14 protein-coding genes are annotated in these 18,398 nt (G+C 63.3%); 9 read left to right on the top strand and 5 right to left on the bottom strand.

The genetic code is table 11. From position 1 onward, the window contains the following. Window positions 1-6 precede the first annotated feature (6 nt). The 6 genes from M5G11_RS16330 (at window position 7) to M5G11_RS16305 (ending at window position 6,639) form a co-directional block, all read left to right on the top strand. A complete protein-coding gene (locus M5G11_RS16330; RefSeq protein ID WP_273910571.1) occupies window positions 7-657 on the top strand; it encodes an amino acid ABC transporter permease in 651 nt (216 codons plus the stop codon). Beyond that, window positions 650-1,372, top strand: coding sequence for an amino acid ABC transporter ATP-binding protein (locus M5G11_RS16325; protein WP_273910572.1), 723 nt, complete (start codon window positions 650-652; stop codon window positions 1,370-1,372). Before M5G11_RS16330 ends, M5G11_RS16325 begins: the two co-directional genes overlap by 8 nt. A gap of 133 nt (window positions 1,373-1,505) precedes the next feature. Then, on the top strand, window positions 1,506-2,534 hold the full coding sequence (locus tag M5G11_RS16320) for a trans-3-hydroxy-L-proline dehydratase (protein ID WP_273910573.1): 1,029 nt from the start codon (window positions 1,506-1,508) through the stop codon (window positions 2,532-2,534). Window positions 2,535-2,659: 125 nt separating this feature from the next. After that, window positions 2,660-3,577 carry a dihydrodipicolinate synthase family protein gene (locus M5G11_RS16315; RefSeq protein WP_273910574.1) on the top strand — a complete coding sequence of 306 codons (918 nt, stop codon included), beginning with the start codon at window positions 2,660-2,662 and terminating at the stop codon, window positions 3,575-3,577. A gap of 70 nt (window positions 3,578-3,647) precedes the next feature. Continuing rightward, on the top strand, window positions 3,648-5,033 hold the full coding sequence (gene abaF, locus M5G11_RS16310) for a fosfomycin efflux MFS transporter AbaF (RefSeq protein ID WP_273910575.1): 1,386 nt from the start codon (window positions 3,648-3,650) through the stop codon (window positions 5,031-5,033). A gap of 25 nt (window positions 5,034-5,058) precedes the next feature. Beyond that, window positions 5,059-6,639, top strand: coding sequence for an aldehyde dehydrogenase (NADP(+)) (locus M5G11_RS16305; RefSeq protein ID WP_273910577.1), 1,581 nt, complete (start codon window positions 5,059-5,061; stop codon window positions 6,637-6,639). Between the two features lie 42 nt (window positions 6,640-6,681). Here M5G11_RS16305 and M5G11_RS16300 read toward each other — a convergent pair whose 3' ends face one another. From M5G11_RS16300 to ahpC, 3 genes are all read right to left on the bottom strand, one after another. Then, window positions 6,682-7,689: an Ldh family oxidoreductase gene (locus M5G11_RS16300; RefSeq protein ID WP_273910578.1), complete on the bottom strand. Its 1,008-nt coding sequence runs from the start codon at window positions 7,687-7,689 to the stop codon at window positions 6,682-6,684. A gap of 274 nt (window positions 7,690-7,963) precedes the next feature. Beyond that, on the bottom strand, window positions 7,964-9,526 hold the full coding sequence (ahpF, locus tag M5G11_RS16295) for an alkyl hydroperoxide reductase subunit F (protein WP_273910579.1): 1,563 nt from the start codon (window positions 9,524-9,526) through the stop codon (window positions 7,964-7,966). Window positions 9,527-9,644: 118 nt separating this feature from the next. Continuing rightward, a complete protein-coding gene (gene ahpC / locus M5G11_RS16290; RefSeq protein ID WP_273910580.1) occupies window positions 9,645-10,208 on the bottom strand; it encodes an alkyl hydroperoxide reductase subunit C in 564 nt (187 codons plus the stop codon). A gap of 249 nt (window positions 10,209-10,457) precedes the next feature. Between ahpC and M5G11_RS16285 the strand changes: the two genes are divergently transcribed. Continuing rightward, entirely contained in the window at window positions 10,458-11,768 is a 1,311-nt protein-coding gene (locus M5G11_RS16285) for a substrate-binding domain-containing protein (RefSeq protein ID WP_420793808.1), read from the top strand. Window positions 11,769-11,813: 45 nt separating this feature from the next. Here the strand turns inward: M5G11_RS16285 and M5G11_RS16280 are convergent, their stop codons facing one another. Next, on the bottom strand, window positions 11,814-14,054 hold the full coding sequence (locus tag M5G11_RS16280) for a TonB-dependent siderophore receptor (RefSeq protein ID WP_273910582.1): 2,241 nt from the start codon (window positions 14,052-14,054) through the stop codon (window positions 11,814-11,816). 311 nt (window positions 14,055-14,365) lie between these two features. Between M5G11_RS16280 and M5G11_RS16275 the strand changes: the two genes are divergently transcribed. Continuing rightward, window positions 14,366-15,400 carry a TerC family protein gene (locus tag M5G11_RS16275; protein ID WP_273910583.1) on the top strand — a complete coding sequence of 345 codons (1,035 nt, stop codon included), beginning with the start codon at window positions 14,366-14,368 and terminating at the stop codon, window positions 15,398-15,400. 9 nt (window positions 15,401-15,409) lie between these two features. Here the strand turns inward: M5G11_RS16275 and M5G11_RS16270 are convergent, their stop codons facing one another. After that, a complete protein-coding gene (locus M5G11_RS16270; protein ID WP_273910584.1) occupies window positions 15,410-16,639 on the bottom strand; it encodes an acyl-CoA dehydrogenase in 1,230 nt (409 codons plus the stop codon). A 138-nt stretch (window positions 16,640-16,777) separates the two neighbouring features. Between M5G11_RS16270 and M5G11_RS16265 the strand changes: the two genes are divergently transcribed. Next, on the top strand, window positions 16,778-17,704 hold the full coding sequence (locus tag M5G11_RS16265; protein WP_273910585.1) for a LysR family transcriptional regulator: 927 nt from the start codon (window positions 16,778-16,780) through the stop codon (window positions 17,702-17,704). The last annotated feature ends 694 nt before the right edge of the window (window positions 17,705-18,398 follow it).

The following is an 18,398-nucleotide window of genomic DNA, read 5'->3' as shown; positions in this document are numbered from 1 at the left end:
GCCTGCATGTTCGCCACCAGTTTTACCTGGAATGACCTGGTGTTCCTGCTCGAGGGGGCCTGGGTGACCTTGCAGTTGACCTTCTGGGCGATCTTGATCGGCACCTTCGCCGGGCTGTTGTTCGGCCTGGCCCGCGCCTTGTGGCCGCGCCTGAGCCTGCCACTGGCGTGGGTGCTGGACGTGTTTCGCAGCGTACCGTTGCTGATCCAGTTCGTGTTGTTCAACTCGTTCAAGAGCATCGTCGGGCTGAACATCAGTGCCTTCAGTGTCGGCTGCATCGTGCTGGGCGTGTACACCGCCGCGTACTTCACCGAGATCGTTCGCGGTGGCGTGCTGGCCGTGTCGCTCAGTGTGCGCCGGGCCAGCCGTTCGCTGGGTATGAGCTACCTGCAGGACTTGCGCTGGATCGTCCTGCCCATGGCCACCCGCGTGGCCTTCCCCGGCTGGCTGAACCTGGTGCTGGGGGTGATGAAGGACACCGCCCTGGTGATGTGGATCGGCATCGTCGAATTGCTGCGGGCCTCGCAAACCATCGTTACGCGGATTCAGGAACCCCTGCTGGTGCTGTGCATCGCGGGCCTCATCTACTACGTCATGAGCCTGGTGGTTGCCCGCCTGGGCGCCCGTCTGGAAAGAAGGTGGCAAGAAAATGATTGAGATCCAGAACGTACATAAATCCTTCGGCGACCTGGAAGTGGTCAAGGGCGTGAGCCTGACCGTGGAAAAGGGCGAGGTGGTGTCGATCATCGGTGGTTCGGGCTCGGGCAAGTCGACCTTGCTGATGTGCATCAACGGCCTGGAGCCGATCCAGAAGGGCAGCATCCGCGTTGACGGGGTCGAGGTGCACGACAAGGCCACCGACCTCAACCGCCTGCGCCAGAGGATCGGCATCGTGTTCCAGCAGTGGAACGCCTTCCCGCACCTGACCGTGCTGGAGAACGTGATGCTGGCGCCACGCAAGGTGCTCGGCAAGAGCAAGCAAGAGGCCGAGGCGCTGGCGGTGCAGCAGCTCACCCACGTGGGGCTGGGCGACAAGCTCAAGACCTTCCCCGGCAAGTTGTCCGGTGGCCAGCAGCAGCGTATGGCGATTGCCCGGGCGCTGGCGATGTCGCCGGACTACATGCTGTTCGACGAGGCCACCTCGGCGCTCGACCCGCAGCTGGTGGGCGAGGTACTGGACACCATGCGCATGCTCGCTGAAGACGGCATGACCATGGTCCTGGTGACCCATGAAATCCGTTTTGCCCGGGATGTCTCGGACCGGGTGGCGTTCTTTCGCAATGGCCTGGTGCATGAGATCGGCGCGCCGGACCAGGTGATCGGCAATCCGTTGCAGCCGGAGACGGCGGCGTTTCTCAAATCAGTCAAATAGCCCAACGCCCTCTGTGGGAGCCGGCCTTGCCGGCGAAGGGCTGCAGGGCAGCCCCGAGGGCTAGGGCAAGGCTATGCCTTGCTTCGCCGGCAAGGCCGGCTCCCACCGGGATTGACGAAGCTCAGGAGATCTCATGCGTTCATCAAAAGTCATCCACATCGTCAGTTGCCACGCCGAAGGTGAAGTCGGCGACGTGATCGTCGGCGGCGTGGCCCCGCCGCCCGGCGCCAGCGTCTGGGAACAGTCGCGCTGGATCGCCCAGGACCAGACCCTGCGCAACTTCGTCCTCAACGAGCCGCGCGGCGGCGTGTTCCGCCACGTCAACCTGCTGGTCCCGCCCAAGGACCCACGGGCGCAGATGGCCTGGATCATCATGGAGCCGGCCGACACCCCGCCAATGTCCGGCTCCAACTCGCTGTGCGTATCCACCGTGCTGCTCGACAGCGGCATCCTGCCGATGACCGAGCCGCAAACCCGCCTGGTACTTGAAGCCCCCGGCGGCCTGATCGAGGCGGTTGCCGAATGCCGCGACGGCAAGGTGCAACGGGTGGAGGTGAAGAACGTGCCCTCCTTCGCCGACCGCCTGGACGCCTGGATCGAAGTCGAAGGCCTCGGCTCGCTGCAGGTCGATACGGCCTACGGCGGCGACAGTTTCGTGATTGCCGATGCCCGCCAACTGGGCTTCGCCATCCGCCCGGACGAAGCCCGGGAGATCGTCGAGGTCGGCCTGAAAATCACCCACGCCGCCAACCAGCAACTGGGCTTCAGCCACCCGACCAACCCGGACTGGTCGCACCTCTCCTTCTGCCAGATCGCTGCCCCCGTCGAGTATGAAAACGGCATCGCCACCGGCGCCAACGCGGTGGTCATCCGCCCCGGCAAGATCGACCGCTCGCCCTGCGGCACCGGCTGCTCGGCGCGCATGGCGGTGATGCAGGCCAAAGGCTTGCTGAAGGTCGGCGAGCGCTTCATCGGCCGCTCGATCATCGGTTCCGAGTTCCATTGCCGCATCGATTCACACACCGAAATCGCCGGCCGCCCGGCCATCTACCCGTGCATTTCCGGGCGCGCCTGGATCACCGGCACCCATCAGGTGCTGCTCGATCCCGCCGATCCCTGGCCACAAGGCTACCGGTTGTCGGACACCTGGCCCGGCGCCTGATCGCTAACCCCCTGATTTGAAAAGACCTTGTAAAGCCGATCAGCAACAGATGAAAAAAACACTGGTCGACCTTCAAACATTTGCAATATCGTATACGAAATACAATAAACAACCCGGAGAACACCATGAGCAAGTACGTAAACTGGAGCGGCGTCTTCCCTGCGGTCACCACCCAATTCAATGACGACTTCTCCATCAACCTGGAGAAAACCCACGAAGTCATTTCCAACGTCATCCGCGATGGCGTGTCGGGCCTGGTGGTGTGTGGTTCGGTAGGCGAGAACACCTCGCTGACTGCCGAAGAAAAAATCGCCGTGACCGAAGTCGCCGTAGACGCCTCGCGCGGCCGTGTGCCGGTGATCTGCGGCGTCGCCGAGTTCACCAGCGTGCAGGCGGCCAAGGTGGCCAACGCGGTGCGCCAGGTTGGCGTTGACGGCGTGATGCTGATGCCGGCGCTGGTCTACGGCTCCAAGCCGTTCGAGACCGCCGAGCACTATCGCTACGTGGCCAAGCACACCGACGTGCCGCTGATGGTCTACAACAACCCGCCGATCTACAAAAACGACGTCACCCCGGACATCCTGATTTCCCTGGCCGACTGCGACAACGTGGTGTGCTTCAAGGACTCCTCCGGCGACACCCGCCGTTTCATCGACGTGCGCAATGAAGTAGGCGACCGTTTCATCCTCTTCGCAGGCCTGGACGATGTGGTCGTCGAAAGCATCGCGGTGGGCGCCCAGGGCTGGGTCTCGGGCATGTCCAACGTGTTCCCCAAGGAAGGTGAAACGATCTTCCGCCTGGCCAAGGCCGGTCGCTTCGCCGAAGCCATGCCGATCTACGAATGGCTGATGCCGATCCTGCACCTGGATGCCCGCGCCGACCTGGTGCAGTGCATCAAGCTCTGCGAAGCCATTGCCGGTCGCGGCAGCGCGCTGACCCGTCCGCCACGCCTGGCCCTGCCGGAAGCGGACCGCCTGCATGTCGAGACGATCATGGCCAAGGCCCTGGCCAACCGTCCGCACCTGCCAGACGTCGGTCTCTGAGTGATTGCCGGGCCGGCTCTGTAAATGGAGGCCGGCCCGCCTGTTTTGCGCCCATACAGGAAACGCCAGCATGTCCAGCTCATCGTCCAGCGCAACCACCCCCTCGGGACTCAAACGCGTCGTGGCCGCCGCCATGGCCGGCACCGTCGCCGAATGGTATGAATTCTTCCTCTACGGCACGGCCTCGGCCCTGGTCTTCGGCCAGCTGTTCTTCCGCCAGACCGACAGCCCGGTTGACGGCATCATCGCTGCCTTCGCCCTGTATGCCGTCGGCTTCCTCGCCCGCCCCCTGGGCGGCCTGGTGTTCGGTCACTACGGTGACAAGTTCGGGCGCAAGCGCCTGCTGCAACTGAGCCTGGTGGTGGTCGGCATCACCACCTTCCTGATGGGCTGCCTGCCCGGCTTCGACAGCATCGGCTACGCCGCACCGTTGTTGCTGGTGTTGCTGCGCCTGATCCAGGGCTTTGCCTTTGGCGGTGAATGGGGTGGGGCGATCCTGCTGGTGTCCGAGCACTGCCCGGACAACCGTCGCGGCTTCTGGGCCAGTTGGCCGCAAGCCGGAGTGCCGGCCGGCAACCTGGTAGCTACCGTGGCCTTGCTGGCGCTGTCGAGTACCTTGTCGGAAGAGCAATTCCTCGCCTGGGGCTGGCGCGTAGCGTTCTGGTTCTCGGCGGTGGTGGTGCTGATCGGCTACTGGATCCGCACCAGCGTCGACGATGCGCCAATCTTCAAGGAAGCCCAGGCCCGCCAGGCACAAAAGGCCGAGCAGCAACTGGGCGTGGTCGAAGTGCTGCGCCACCACTGGCGCGCGGTACTGGTCGGGATCGGCGCACGCTTTGCCGAGAACATCCTCTACTACACCGTGGTGACCTTCTCGATCACCTACCTCAAGCTCGTGGTGCACAAGGACACCTCGCAGATCCTCCTGCTGATGTTCGGTGCACACCTGCTGCACTTCTTCATGATCCCGCTGATGGGCTACCTGTCCGATCTAATCGGGCGCAAACCGGTGTACCTGACCGGCGCGGTGCTGACGGCGTTCTGGGGCTTCATCGGCTTCCCGCTGATGGACACCGGCAACAACTGGCTGATCATGGCGGCCATCACCCTGGGGCTGGCCATCGAGTCGATGACCTACGCGCCCTACTCCGCGCTGATGGCCGAGATGTTCCCCACCCATGTGCGCTATACCGCGTTGTCGCTGTGCTACCAGGTGGCACCGATTTTCGCAGGCTCCCTGGCGCCGCTGATCGCCATCAGCCTGCTCAACGAATTCCACAGCTCGACCCCCATCGCCTGGTACCTAGTGGGCGCCTCGCTGATTTCCATCGTGGCGGTCGGCCTGACCCGGGAGACCCGTGGCAAGTCGCTGCATCAGGTCGATGCCGAAGCCGCCGCCCGCGTCGCCGCTGCCGAACCGGCCGCCCCCGCGCGCCAGGGCAATTCGCTGGCCTGACCCAACCTGTGTAAAGGAGTGCTCCATGCCGGACATCATCGGCCACAACTACATCGGCGGCGCACGCAGCGCCGCCGGCAACACCACCCTGCTGAGCCACGCGGCGAGCGGTGGCGAGGCGCTGCCGTATGCCTTCCACCAGGCGACCGCAGCAGAAGTCGACGCCGCCGCCCAGGCCGCGGCGCAGGCCTACCCGAGCTATCGCAGCCTGCCACCTGAACGCCGCGCCCAGTTCCTTGACGCCATCGCCGCGCAGCTCGATGCGCTGGGCGACGACTTCATCCAGCTGGTCACCCGCGAGACTGCCCTGCCCAACGCGCGCATTCTTGGCGAGCACGGGCGCACCAGTGGGCAGATGCGCCTGTTTGCCCAGGTGCTGCGCCGGGGTGACTTCCTTGGTGCGCGTATTGACCGGGCGTTGCCAAATCGCCAGCCGTTGCCGCGTGCCGACCTGCGCCAATACCGCATCGGTGTCGGCCCGGTCGCGGTGTTCGGCGCCAGCAACTTCCCGCTGGCCTTCTCGACCGCTGGCGGGGACACCGCCGCTGCCCTGGCCGCCGGTTGCCCGGTGGTGTTCAAGGCCCACAGCGGGCATATGGCGACGGCCGAAATCGTCGCCGATGCGATCATTCGCGCCGCCGAGCAAACCGGCATGCCCCAGGGTGTGTTCAACATGATCTACGGCGCCGGGGTGGGCGAAGCGCTGGTCAAGCATCCGCTGATCCAGGCGGTCGGCTTCACCGGCTCGCTCAAGGGCGGCCGCGCGCTGTGCGACATGGCGGCGGCACGCCCGCAGCCGATTCCGGTGTTCGCTGAAATGAGCAGCATCAACCCGGTGCTGGTGTTGCCGCAGGCGCTGGCAAGCCGTGGCGAGCAGATCGCTCGCGAGTTGGCGGCGTCGGTGGTGATGGGCTGCGGGCAGTTCTGCACCAACCCTGGCCTGGTGATCGGCCTGCGTTCCCCTGCCTTCACCGCGTTTACCGAGCAACTGGCGGCGCAACTGGCCGAACAACCGGCGCAGACCATGCTCAACGCCGGCACGCTGGCCAGCTACAGCAAAGGCGTGCAGGCCTTGCAGGCGCATCCGGGCATCAGCCACCTGGCGGGCCAGGCGCAAACGGGCAGCCAGGCGCAGCCACAGCTGTTCAAGGCGGATGTACGCCTGCTGATCGAAGGCGAGCCACTGCTGCAAGAGGAAGTGTTCGGGCCGGCAACCGTGTTGGTGGAAGTGGCCGATGCGCAGCAACTGCACGCGGCATTGCACGGCCTGCACGGGCAACTGACCGCTACCCTGATTGCCGAAGCGGCAGACTTGCACGCCCATGGCGACTTGTTGCCGCTGCTGGAGCAGAAGGTTGGCCGGGTGCTGTTCAACGGTTACCCGACCGGTGTCGAAGTGTGTGATGCGATGGTCCACGGCGGGCCGTATCCGGCGACTTCCGATGCGCGCGGCACCTCGGTCGGCAGCCTGGCCATCGAGCGCTTCCTGCGGCCGGTGTGCTACCAGAACTGCCCGGATGCCCTGCTGCCGCAGGCGTTGCAGAATGCCAACCCGCTGGGCATTGCGCGCCTGGTTGACGGCCAGCAAAGCCGCGACGCGCTGTAACCTTCGCCCCTCACCGAGCTGCCTCGGTGAGGGGCACATGCTTCAGGCCAGCAGTGCCTTCAGGTCGTGGTACAAGGCTTCGGGAATCTGCACCCCTTCTTCCAGACTACGCGCACGCGCCTCGAAGCGTCGCTGCGACGGCAAGCGCGCGCCCTGCCCCTCAATGCTCTCGAACAGGGTTTCGGCACGGGCCAGATGCTGGTCGGTGGCCGCGCCGAGAAAACGCCTCGGGTCCAGGGCAATCAACAACTCACCGTGATAGGGCGAAGATTTGCTGCCGTCGGCATGGGCCAGTGACTCTGCGCTGGTCAGGTCACCAATCAATGGCCCGGCGATCAGCTCGACCATGGTCGCCAGCGCCGAGCCCTTGTGGCCACCGAAGGTGAGCATGGCGCCACGGTCCAGCACCACGTTCGGATCGGTGCTCGGCTGCCCTTGCTCGTCCACGCCCCAGCCTTCGGGGATGGTTTTGCCGGCACGCCGGTGCAGCTCGATATCACCCCGGGCAATGGCGCTGGTAGCGAAGTCGAAGACATAGGGATGTTTGCCAGGACGTGGCCAGCCGAAGGCCACCGGGTTGGTGCCGAATACTGGCTGGTGCCCGCCGGCCGGTGCGACCCAGGCATGGCTGGGGGTAAATGCCAGGGCGACGAACCCGGCCTCGGCCAGTTGTTCGATCTCGACCCACAATGCGGAAAAGTGCACACAGCGGTTGATTGCCAGCGCGGCGATGCCGTTCTCGCGGGCCTTGTTTTGCAGCATGGGCAGGCCGGCTTGAAACGCCAGTTGCGAGAAGCCGCCGGCAGCGTCCACGCGCACGATCGAGGGGGCCTGGTCGATGACTTCAGGTTGCGCATCGGCAACCACTTTGCCGGCTTTCAGGGTGCTGACGCACCCCAGCACCCGGTACAGGCCATGGGAGGCGCAGCCATCGCGCTCGCCGGCGACAATCGTGGCGCTGACTGCCGTGGCGTGGGCGGCGCTGAAGCCTGCGTGCAAGAGGATCGATTGCGCCAGCGAATGGGCATCGGACAGGGTCAGTCGGATCATGGTCATCTCCTTGAACAGACTGACCAGACTGCCTCAGGGAGCGCGCTGCGGCTTGATTGCTTTAGCCGGGCACGGTGACGAACTTGGCACAGTGGCTTGAACAGCATCGCTGGCAAGGCCAGCTCCCACGTAGCCGCTGCCGTCAGGCTGCGCTCGCCTGCAAAGCAGGCGCCGCCTTTGGGAGCCCTTGCGGGCTCCAGCGCAGCCTGCCGGCAGCGGCTACAAAAAGCTTATCAGCAGCTGTGGGAGCTGGCCTTGCCAGCGATAAGGCCCGTCAGGCCGGCGCAGAGGTACGGATCAGATGATCAAAGGCTGCCAGCGAAGCCTTGGCCCCCTCGCCCACCGCAATCACGATCTGCTTGAACGGTACCGTGGTCACGTCACCGGCGGCAAACACCCCCGGGATATTGGTCTGGCCCCGCGCATCGACGATGATCTCGCCACGCGGCGACAGCTCGACCGTGCCCTTGAGCCAGTCAGTGTTCGGCAGCAAACCGATCTGCACGAAGATCCCTTCCAGCGCCACATCATGCAGGGCATCACTGGTGCGATCCTTGTAGCGCAGGCCGTTGACCTTCTGGCCATCGCCCAGCACTTCAGTGGTCAGCGCACTGGTGATCACCGTCACGTTCGCCAGGCTATGCAGCTTGCGCTGCAACACCGCATCGGCGCGCAACTGGCTGTCGAATTCGATCAGCGTGACATGGGCAACGATACCCGCCAGGTCAATGGCCGCTTCCACACCCGAGTTGCCGCCACCAATCACCGCCACGCGCTTGCCCTTGAACAACGGGCCGTCGCAGTGCGGGCAGTAGGCAACGCCACGGTTGCGGTATTGCTGCTCACCCGGCACGTTCATTTCGCGCCAGCGGGCGCCGGTGGCAAGGATCACCGTCTTGGCCTTGAGCGTCGCGCCGCTGGCCATGCGCACTTCGTGCAAGCCACCGTCGGTGCCTGGAACCAGGACGTCGGCACGCTGCAGGTTCATGATGTCAACGTCGTACTGCTTGACGTGCTCTTCCAGCGCCATGGCCAGCTTCGGCCCTTCGGTCTCCTGCACGGAGATGAAGTTCTCGATGGCCATGGTGTCCAGCACCTGACCACCAAAACGCTCCGCCGCCACACCGGTACGAATGCCTTTGCGTGCGGCATAAATGGCCGCCGCCGCACCCGCCGGGCCACCGCCGACCACCAGCACATCGAAGGCGTCCTTGGCGTTGAGCTTCTCGGCCTGCCGGTCGCTGGCGCCGGTATCGAGCTTGGCGACGATTTCTTCCAGGCCCATGCGGCCCTGGCCGAACACTTCACCGTTGAGGTACACACTCGGCACCGCCATCACCTGGCGGGCTTCGACTTCAGCCTGGAACAGCGCGCCGTCGATCGCCACGTGGCGCACATTCGGGTTGAGCACCGCCATCAGGTTCAGCGCCTGGACCACGTCCGGGCAGTTCTGGCAGGACAGCGAGAAGTAGCTTTCGAAGCTGAACTCACCCTTGAGCGAAGCGATCTGCTCGATCAGCTCGGCACTGGCTTTGGAAGGGTGCCCGCCGACTTGCAGCAGCGCCAGCACCAGCGAGGTGAATTCGTGGCCCATGGGGATGCCGGCGAAACGCAGGCTGATATCGGCACCCGGGCGATTGAGCGAGAACGAGGGGCGACGGGCGTCGCTGCCGTCCTCACGCAAGGCAATAAGGTTCGACAGGCTGGCGATCTCGCGCAGCAGGTCGTGGAGTTCCTGGGACTTCGCGCCGTCATCGAGGGAAGCAACGATCTCGATCGGCTGAGTGACCCGCTCCAGGTAGGCTTTCAACTGAGTTTTAAGCGTGGCGTCCAACATACGGGCGATTCCTTGTGCAAACGGTAGAAATAAAAACGCCCGGGCGAAAGCGCCCGGGCGTTTTGCGGGGCAGGGACAACGTCAGGTGCGGTGGCCCGCCCTCGGCTGGTTCACGGTCTTAGATCTTGCCGACCAGGTCCAGCGATGGTGCCAGGGTAGCTTCGCCTTCTTTCCACTTGGCCGGGCAGACTTCGCCTGGGTGGGCAGCGACGTACTGGGCAGCCTTGACCTTGCGCAGCAGCTCGCTGGCGTCACGGCCTACACCACCGTCGTTCAGTTCGACGATCTTGATCTGACCTTCCGGGTTGATCACGAAGGTGCCACGGTCGGCCAGGCCAGCTTCTTCGATCAGCACGTCGAAGTTGCGCGAAATGACGTGGGTCGGGTCACCGATCAGTGGGTACTGGATCTTGCCGATGGTGTCCGAGGTGTCGTGCCAGGCTTTGTGGGTGAAGTGGGTGTCGGTGGACACGCCGTAGATCTCGACGCCGAGTTTCTTGAATTCGGCGTAGTTGTCGGCCAGGTCACCCAGCTCGGTTGGGCAGACGAAGGTGAAGTCGGCTGGGTAGAAGAATACGACGGACCATTTGCCCTTGAGGTTGGCTTCCGATACCGGGACGAACTCGCCGTTGTGGTAAGCAGTAGCGTTGAACGGTTTTACCTGGCTATTGATGATAGGCATGAGTGACGCTCCTTCAGGGGGGTTGAAAATCTGATGGGGAGAATCCTAACCACTGATCGCCAGCAACGCTCATTGGCAAACCTGATGCTGCTGATTGGTTTTGGCTATAAGCCGACAGTATTAATAGAAGGATTGTGTTGATCGCTCATGGATCCATGCGCGATACCTTGTCATCAACCCGTCACCAAACCGACTTATTCTGCGCGCACGACCTCTACCCCGAGAGTGCCTACTGGCATGTACCGCGCCCTGATTGCCCTGTGTTTCACCCTGCTCGCGCTGCCCGCCTTCGCCGCCAACGAAGACGCCCCGGCCCTGCGCCTGCAAGGGTCCAACACCATCGGCGCGGCCCTCGCGCCGGCGCTGGTACGTGGCCTGCTGGCCGCCCAGGGCCTGGGCGCCATCGAGACCCTGCCCACGGCGGTGGCCAACGAAGTCATCGTCCAGGGCCGCGATGCCCAGGGCAATTACACCCGTGTCGCCATTGCCGCCCACGGCACCAGCACCGGCTTCAGCGCGTTGAAGGCCGGGCAAGCCGAGATGGCCGCCGCTTCGCGCCCGATCAAGGACAGCGAATGGCAGGAGCTGCGCGCCTTCGGCGACCTGAAGCGCGCCGATGCCGAGCACGTGATTGCCCTGGACGGCGTCGCGGTGATCGTCCACCCGGACAATCCCCTGCCGCAATTGACCACCGCACAACTGGCCGAGATCTTCTCCGGCAAGCTGCGCAACTGGAGCGAGCTGGGCATTGGCAGCGGGCCGATCCACCTGTACGCCCGGGATGATCGCTCCGGCACCTTCGAAACCTTCAAGGCGCTGGTGCTCGACCCGCACCAGCAGTCGCTGGCGGCCAACGCACGGCGTTTCGAGGCGGCAGACGAGCTGGCCAATGAAGTGCGCCACGACCGCCTGGCCATTGGTTTCAGCAGCCTGTCCAGCGTGCATGGCAACAAGGTGCTGGCGATTGCCGACGGCCACTCCCAGGCGATGTTGCCCAGCCCCGGGCTGATCGCCAGCGAGGATTATCCGTTGGCGCGGCGCCTGTATTTCTACCTGCCGGCCGGCCAGCGCAACCCACTGGCACGGGCACTGCTCGACTTCACCCAGCAAGCCCAGGGCCAGGCCATCGTTGCCAGCAACGGCTTCATTGGCCAGCAGGTCACGCCGTTGCAGGTCGATGCCCAGGACGAGCAACCGCCGCGCTATCGGCGCCTGGCCACTTCCGCCCAGCGCCTATCGGTGAACTTCCGCTTCCAGGAAGGCAATGCCAGCCTCGACAACAAGGCCTTGCGCGATGTGCAGCGGGTGGTGGAGTACCTGCGCCAGAACGACAAACTGCAGCAGAAAGTAGTGCTGGTGGGCTTCGGTGATGCCAAGGACGATACCCAGCGGGCCGACCTGTTGTCGCGCTTGCGCGCCCTGGCGGTGCGCCGTGAACTGGCGAAGAACGGCGTCGACCTGCGCGAGGTCATCGGCCTGGGTGACGAGATGCCGGTGGCCGCCAACAACGACGAGCAAGGGCGCATCCGCAACCGCCGGGTGGAAGTCTGGGTGTATTGAGCCCTGCACTCCCCTCGCACCTTGCGAAGGGGGCAGGTACGTCAATCAGAACGCGTAACGGGTGGTCAGCATGTAGTTGCGCGGGTCGCCGTAATAGCCGCCGTTGAAGAAACCAAGGTTGCTGAAGTACTTCTCGTCAGTCAGGTTGTTGGCGTTCACGGTGACGGACAACTGCTGGGTCACCTGGTATTTGGCCATCGCATCCACGACCCAATAGCTGGATTGGGTGTACTCGGTCTGACCACCGAGCGGGTTGGAAAGGTCTTGCCAGATCTTGCTCTGCCAGGTTGTCGCGCCGCCGATGGTCAACTTGTTGAACTGACCCGGCAGGCGATAGCTGGTGGAAAGGCGGAACAGGTTTTCAGGCTCGGTGGTGGTGATTTTCCGATCTTCGCCATTGCGGGTGATGCGGTGGGTGAAACCGCCCTGCACTTGCCAGTCAGTGGCGAGTTCACCGGCAACTTCCAGTTCGTAACCTCGTGTCTTGGCGCCCTGGATGGCACGGAAGACCGATCGGTTGCTGGCGGGGTCGATGATGCCGGTGTCTTCAGCCAGGTTGTCCTGCTTGATCTCGAAGACCGCCAGGCTGGCATTCAAGCGACCGTCGAAGAACGCACCCTTGAGCCCCATTTCGTAGGCATCACCCTCTTCCGGCGCAAGGGTCTTGCCGCTGGCGTCGCGCTCACTTTCATGGGGCTTGAAGATGCTGGTGTAGCTGGCATAGACCGAGTAGGTATCGTTCAGGTCATAGACGATGCCAGCATAGGGCACCACGACCCCGGTTTCGCGCAGTGACTGGTCAGGGTTGCGCGCACCGGAGACCAGGTCATGGTTGCTGCTGTCCAGCTTCCAGTTCGATACCCGCGTACCGACAATCAGCGCCAGATCGTCAGTCGGTTTGAAGCGGCTGGTCAGGTAGGCGGCGGTTTCCTGTACGTCCGTGGTTGCACGGGAGCGCGGCGCACCCCAGTCTGGCTCGGCGATGTTGCCGTTCCACTCGAAGATGTTCGAGGCACTGCCGCCCATGAACGACCAGTTGGTGTCCTTGGCCTGAACATCACGGTGCGTCAGGCCAACCACCAGTTCATGCTCTCGCCCCAGGAGCTGGAACGGGCCACTAGCATACAGGTCGTAGGCATCCTGGGTGCTCTTGTAGCGATACTTGCCCAGCCAGATCGACATGCCGCTGCCATCGTTCAGGTCTGGCGCGCCATTGGCCGCCGAGCCCAGCACCGTCGGCGAGTCCGACTCGGTGTGGCTGATCGAGGCCTTCAGCGACCAATCCGCCGCCAGGTGCTGCTCCAGGGTCACGAAGGTGTTGTCTACGCTATTGTCCCAGTGGCTCCACTTGGCGCCGGGATTGAACGAGCGCGGCAGGCGGAACTTGTTGCCCTTGCTGTCCAACAAGGGCGTCGACGGCCCCCAGGATGTGCCTTCCGGGCGATTGGTCTGGCGGCTCAGGCCGACACTGAGTAGCGTGTCTTCAGTGAGGTCAGCTTCGACGATGCCATAGAACACCTGCTTCTTTTCAGCCAGGTGATCCATGAACGACTGGCCATCTTCATAGGCCGCGACAAAGCGCCCACGCACATTGCCCTGCGGGGTCAGCGAGCCGCCGATATCGAACTCGCTGCGGTAGGTATCCCAGCTCCCTGCGCTGGCAGACACATAGCCGGAGAACTCCCTGGTTGGACGCTTGCGCACCAGGTTGACGGTCGCTGCCGGGCTGCCAAAACCACTGAGCAGGCCGGTGGCACCGCGCAGCACCTCGACACGGTCGAAGATCACCATGTCGGTTTGGTCCAGGCTGTTGCCGAAGCGGAAAGAAGCAGGAATGCCGTCGAGCTGGAAGTTGTCGATCTGAAAACCGCGCGCCTTGAACGTAACCCGGCTGCTGTCGAGCTTGTTGGCGGTAATGCCCGGTGTTTTGCTCAGTACGTCGGTGATGCTGGTCAAGCCTTGATCGTCCATCTGCTGACGGGTGATCACACTGACTGACTGCGGGGTTTCACGAGGTGCCAAGACCAGCTTGGTAGCGGTGCGCGTTGCCCCGGTGGTGTAGGAGCCGCTGCCTTCCGTGGTTTCCCCCAGATGACTGTCGATGATCGAGGTAGCGCCCAGTTCGAGTACGGACGTCTGCGCGGCCTGCCCTTGGGCAAAGAGCACTGTGGATTGCATCGCCAGGGTCACACCCAGCACCGCACACGCCAGTGGGTGACGCTGAAGCCGCCCGCCCACGGTTTCAACTGTCGATTTTTTCGCCTTGAAGCCACTCCGATACTGCACGCTCAATTCCCCTGAATGGTCAATCTGCTGATGGCTTGGCCAATCGCTGATTGCTATTTTTTGTCAGCCAAAGCGTCCTGGCGCTGGCGAGGGGGCGAAGATTAAAACTTACTAAGAATCATTTCCATATGCAAATGACAACAAATCACGATTTTTTCACAAACCTTGTAAAAGCTTGTAACAGCGCAAGCACACGCCTGCGTCTACCCGGTACTAGGCTCTAAAGCGTGATACCGGGCCCCTCTGACGGCTGCCAAGCCGCCATGTCGGATCACAGTTGTGTAGACAACTACGACATCAAGGAGGGGCTCATGGCAGCTCTACAGGCGTTTTTCACTCAGGATTTCCTCGGCACCCAGGCCTGGCTGTGGCTGGTGTTCATCGTCATCGTTTTTGCCCTGCTGGTGTTCGACCTCGGCGTGCTGCACCGCGAAGAGCGCGAAATCGAAATGCGCGAAAGCCTGCTGCTGTATGCCGGCTATTTCAGTGTCGGGGTGATGTTCGGCGGGTGGGTCTGGTACGAGCTGGGGGCGCAAAGCGCGCTGGAGTTCTACACCGGGCTGCTGGTCGAGCAGTCGCTGTCGATGGACAACGTGTTCGTCATGGCGATGATCTTCGGCTTCTTCGCCATCCCTCGGCGCTATCAGCATCGCGTGCTGTTCTGGGGCATCCTCGGGGTGGTGGTGTTGCGGGCGATCATGATCGGCGTGGGCAGTGCGCTGGTGCGCGAGTTCGACTGGATTCTCTACGTGTTCGGTGCCTTCCTGCTGTTCACCGGGATCAAGATGCTGTTCACCCGCGAAGAAGCACACCCTGACCTCGCCAAAAACCCGGTGATCAAGTTCGTGCGCCGGCACATGCGCGTCACCGACGAGCTGCACGGCGCGCGCTTTTTCGTGCACCTCACCCCGCCGGGCGCGAGCAAGGCCATACGTTACGCCACGCCGCTGTTCCTGGCGCTGGTGCTGATCGAGCTGGCCGACCTGGTGTTTGCCGTGGACAGCGTGCCGGCGATCTTCGCCATCACCCAGGACCCATTCATCGTCTACACCTCGAACATCTTCGCGATTCTCGGCCTGCGTGCGCTGTACTTCGCGCTTGCCGCGTTGATGCATCGCTTTGTCTATCTCAAGTACGCCCTGGCGCTGGTGCTGATGTTCATTGGCGGCAAGATCTTCCTGCACGGCATCATCGGCAAGGTGCCGCCGCTGCTCTCGCTGGGGGTGACGTTCGGCTTGCTGGCCGGGGGGGTGCTGCTGTCGCTGTTCAAGACCCGGCAACCCCCAGAGGCCGAGGTGAAAGCGCTCCCGCAGGATGAAAAAGGCCCGCCGAAGCGGGCCCTGTAGCGGCGTGGATCAATGCCCGCTGCGCAGCAGTTCCTTGGGCACGTACTTGCCCACCTCGTACTTGCCGATGGCCGCGCGATGGACTTCGTCCGGGCCGTCGGCCAGGCGCAGGGTGCGCTGCATGGCGTACATGTAGGCCAGCGGGAAGTCGCCGGACACCCCTGCCCCACCGTGAATCTGGATGGCGCGGTCGATCACCTTGAGGGCCACGTTGGGCGCGACCACCTTGATCTGCGCGATCTCGCTGCGGGCGACCTTGTTGCCGACGGTGTCCATCATGTAGGCCGCCTTGAGGGTCAGCAGGCGGGCCATGTCGATTTCCATGCGCGAGTCGGCAATCTTGTCGATGTTGCCACCCAGGCGCGCCAGCGGCTTGCCGAACGCGGTGCGTTCAACGGAGCGTTTGCACATCAGCTCCAGCGCGCGTTCGGCCATGCCGATCGAGCGCATGCAGTGGTGGATGCGGCCAGGGCCGAGGCGGCCTTGGGCGATCTCGAAGCCTCGGCCCTCGCCGAGCAATACGTTCTCGTACGGGACCCGGACGTTTTCGAACAGCACTTCGGCGTGGCCGTGCGGTGCGTCGTCGTAGCCAAACACCGGCAGCGGGCGGACGATTTTCACCCCGGGGGTGTCGGTGGGCACGAGGATCATCGAGTGCTGCTGATGGCGTGGGCCATCGGGGTTGCTCAGGCCCATGAAGATCATGATCTTGCAGCGTGGGTCGCAGGCCCCGGAGGTCCACCACTTGCGGCCGTTGATCACCCATTCGTCACCATCGCGCACGGCGCGGGCGGCCATGTTGGTGGCGTCCGAGGAGGCCACGTCGGGCTCGGTCATGGCGAATGCCGAGCGGATATCACCGCGCAGCAGCGGTTCGAGCCATTGGCGTTTTTGCGCTTCGCTGGCGTAGCGCACCAGCACTTCCATATTGCCGGTGTCGGGCGCCGAGCAGTTGAAGGGCTCGGGGCCGAGCAGCGAGCGGCCCATGATTTCCGCCAGTGGCGCGTATTCAAGGTTGGTCAGGCCCGCGCCCAGTTCCGACTCGGGCAGGAACAGGTTCCACAGCCCTTCGGCCTTGGCCTTGTTCTTCAGTTCTTCCATGATCGCGGTCGGCTGCCAGCGATCGCCCTCGGCGACCTGACGCTCGAACACCGCTTCGGCGGGATAGACATAGGCGTCCATGAACGCGGTAACACGTTCGCGCAGCGCCTGGACCTTGGGTGAATAGGCGAAATCCATGGGCAGTACCTTCTACGGAAAAGGGGTCTGTCACTGATGCTAGATCACCCGGCAAAATCCACCTAGCCTATTCTCGGCGTGTATTAACATTCATAACCGATATATGATCGGCTGATAACACCTACAAGAGCAGCGCCCATGAACCTGAGCAAGGTCGACCTGAATCTGTTCATCGTCTTCGACGCCATCTATACCGAAGCCAACCTGACCCGTGCCGGGCAGATTGTCGGCATTACCCAACCGGCGGTGTCCAATGCGCTGGCGCGGTTGCGCGAGACCTTCAACGACCCGTTGTTCGTGCGTACGGCCCAGGGCATGGTGCCTACACCGATGGCGCAGAACATCATCGGCCCGGTGCGCAATGCGCTGTCGTTGTTGCGGGTGTCGGTGCAGGAGAGCCGGATCTTCAACCCGTTGCAGGCGAACAAGACCTTCCGTATCAGCATGACCGACCTGACCGAGGCGGTGATCCTGCCGTCGCTGTTCCAGCGTTTGCGGCGCTTGGCGCCGGCGGTGGTGATCGAGAGTTTCCTTTGCAAACGCCGGGAAACCACCAAGGAACTGGCCGCCGGGCGGCTGGACTTTGCCGTGGATGCCCCGCTGAACACTGACCCGCAGGTGCGCCACGTCAAGCTGATGCAGGACCAGTATGTGTGTGCGTTGCGCCAGGGGCACCCGATGGCCAAGGACAAGATCAGCCTGGATGATTATCTGGCCATGACCCACATCCATATCTCCAGCCGGCGCAATGGCCTGGGGTATGTGGACCTGGCGTTGGGCAAGATGGGTGTGCAGCGCAAGATTGCCCTGCGTTCGCAGCATTACCTGATGGCCTCGCAGGTGTTGCAGCAGACTGACATGGTGATGACCGTGCCGGAGCGTTTTGCCCGGCGGCATCAGCTCAACTATGTGAGTTTGCCGGTTGAGGTGCCGGCGTTGGAGACGCACCTGTATTGGCATGAGAGTACGGATCAGGATCCGGCCAATCGGTGGATGCGCGAGCAGATGATTGAGTTGTGTCAGGCGGTGGTGGCGCAGGATGAGCGGGATGCGTTGTTGAAATAGGGTTTTTGAGGTTGGTTTCTGTGGGCTTATCCATTTGATTTTATTGGGGCTAAGGGCCCCTTCCGCCCACGCTCCGTGGGGCCGCGCCGAAGGGACGTCCCTGGCCCATCGGCGCTTTCGGGCCATCCATGGCCCTCACCCCACTCCGCGTGGGCTCCACTCAGCCTACTGGGGGGCCGGGAGACCGAGTCGTTTGCAAAATTTGTGTACGTCACTTAAAGCAAAAACCACACAAACACACTCTTGCACAATTTTCGTAGCCGCTGCCGGCAGGCTGCGCTGGAGCCCGTAAGGGCTCCCAAAGGCGGCGCCTGCTGTGCAGGCGAGCGCAGCCTGACGGCAGCGGCTACGTTAGCCAGCGATAGGCCAGCCCACAGTTAACAAAGCAAGAGCGAAGCGAATTGTGCCGTTGATCTTGATCTGCCCTTGATTTTGATCTGAGCGCCCCGTCTTCCAGAGGCTGAACGCAGGTGTCGTTAAACGGGCAGGGGCGTAGCCCCCTTCGGCGTAAGCCGAAGACGCGAGGCGTGCAAGTTGCGCAGCAACTTGTGTCCGCGGGCCCGTTTAACGGCACCGGAGTGAAGGGACCCGAAGCGCAGCGTAGGGCCGAATGGGGGGCTAGGCGTTAATGAGATGGTCAGCCCGGCGAGAACCTCAGGTCTACACTGCTGAGGTTCTCACTTTTCCTGAGGAG

Source organism: Pseudomonas fontis, from assembly GCF_028656955.1.
Taxonomy (GTDB): Bacteria; Pseudomonadota; Gammaproteobacteria; order Pseudomonadales; family Pseudomonadaceae; genus Aquipseudomonas; species Aquipseudomonas fontis.
Note: the sequence above shows the minus strand (reverse complement) of the source record. Positions and strands in the feature narration are given on the sequence as shown.

Coding starts and splice junctions, on each gene's coding strand:
- M5G11_RS16315 (WP_273910574.1), top strand. CDS start 2,660: ATGAGCAAGTACGTAAACTGGAGCGGCGTCTTCCCTGCGGTCACCACC.
- M5G11_RS16265 (WP_273910585.1), top strand. CDS start 16,778: ATGAACCTGAGCAAGGTCGACCTGAATCTGTTCATCGTCTTCGACGCC.
- ahpF (WP_273910579.1), bottom strand. CDS start 9,526: ATGTTGGACGCCACGCTTAAAACTCAGTTGAAAGCCTACCTGGAGCGG.
- ahpC (WP_273910580.1), bottom strand. CDS start 10,208: ATGCCTATCATCAATAGCCAGGTAAAACCGTTCAACGCTACTGCTTAC.
- M5G11_RS16305 (WP_273910577.1), top strand. CDS start 5,059: ATGCCGGACATCATCGGCCACAACTACATCGGCGGCGCACGCAGCGCC.
- M5G11_RS16300 (WP_273910578.1), bottom strand. CDS start 7,689: ATGATCCGACTGACCCTGTCCGATGCCCATTCGCTGGCGCAATCGATC.
- M5G11_RS16275 (WP_273910583.1), top strand. CDS start 14,366: ATGGCAGCTCTACAGGCGTTTTTCACTCAGGATTTCCTCGGCACCCAG.
- M5G11_RS16320 (WP_273910573.1), top strand. CDS start 1,506: ATGCGTTCATCAAAAGTCATCCACATCGTCAGTTGCCACGCCGAAGGT.
- M5G11_RS16270 (WP_273910584.1), bottom strand. CDS start 16,639: ATGGATTTCGCCTATTCACCCAAGGTCCAGGCGCTGCGCGAACGTGTT.
- M5G11_RS16325 (WP_273910572.1), top strand. CDS start 650: ATGATTGAGATCCAGAACGTACATAAATCCTTCGGCGACCTGGAAGTG.
- M5G11_RS16330 (WP_273910571.1), top strand. CDS start 7: ATGTTCGCCACCAGTTTTACCTGGAATGACCTGGTGTTCCTGCTCGAG.
- abaF (WP_273910575.1), top strand. CDS start 3,648: ATGTCCAGCTCATCGTCCAGCGCAACCACCCCCTCGGGACTCAAACGC.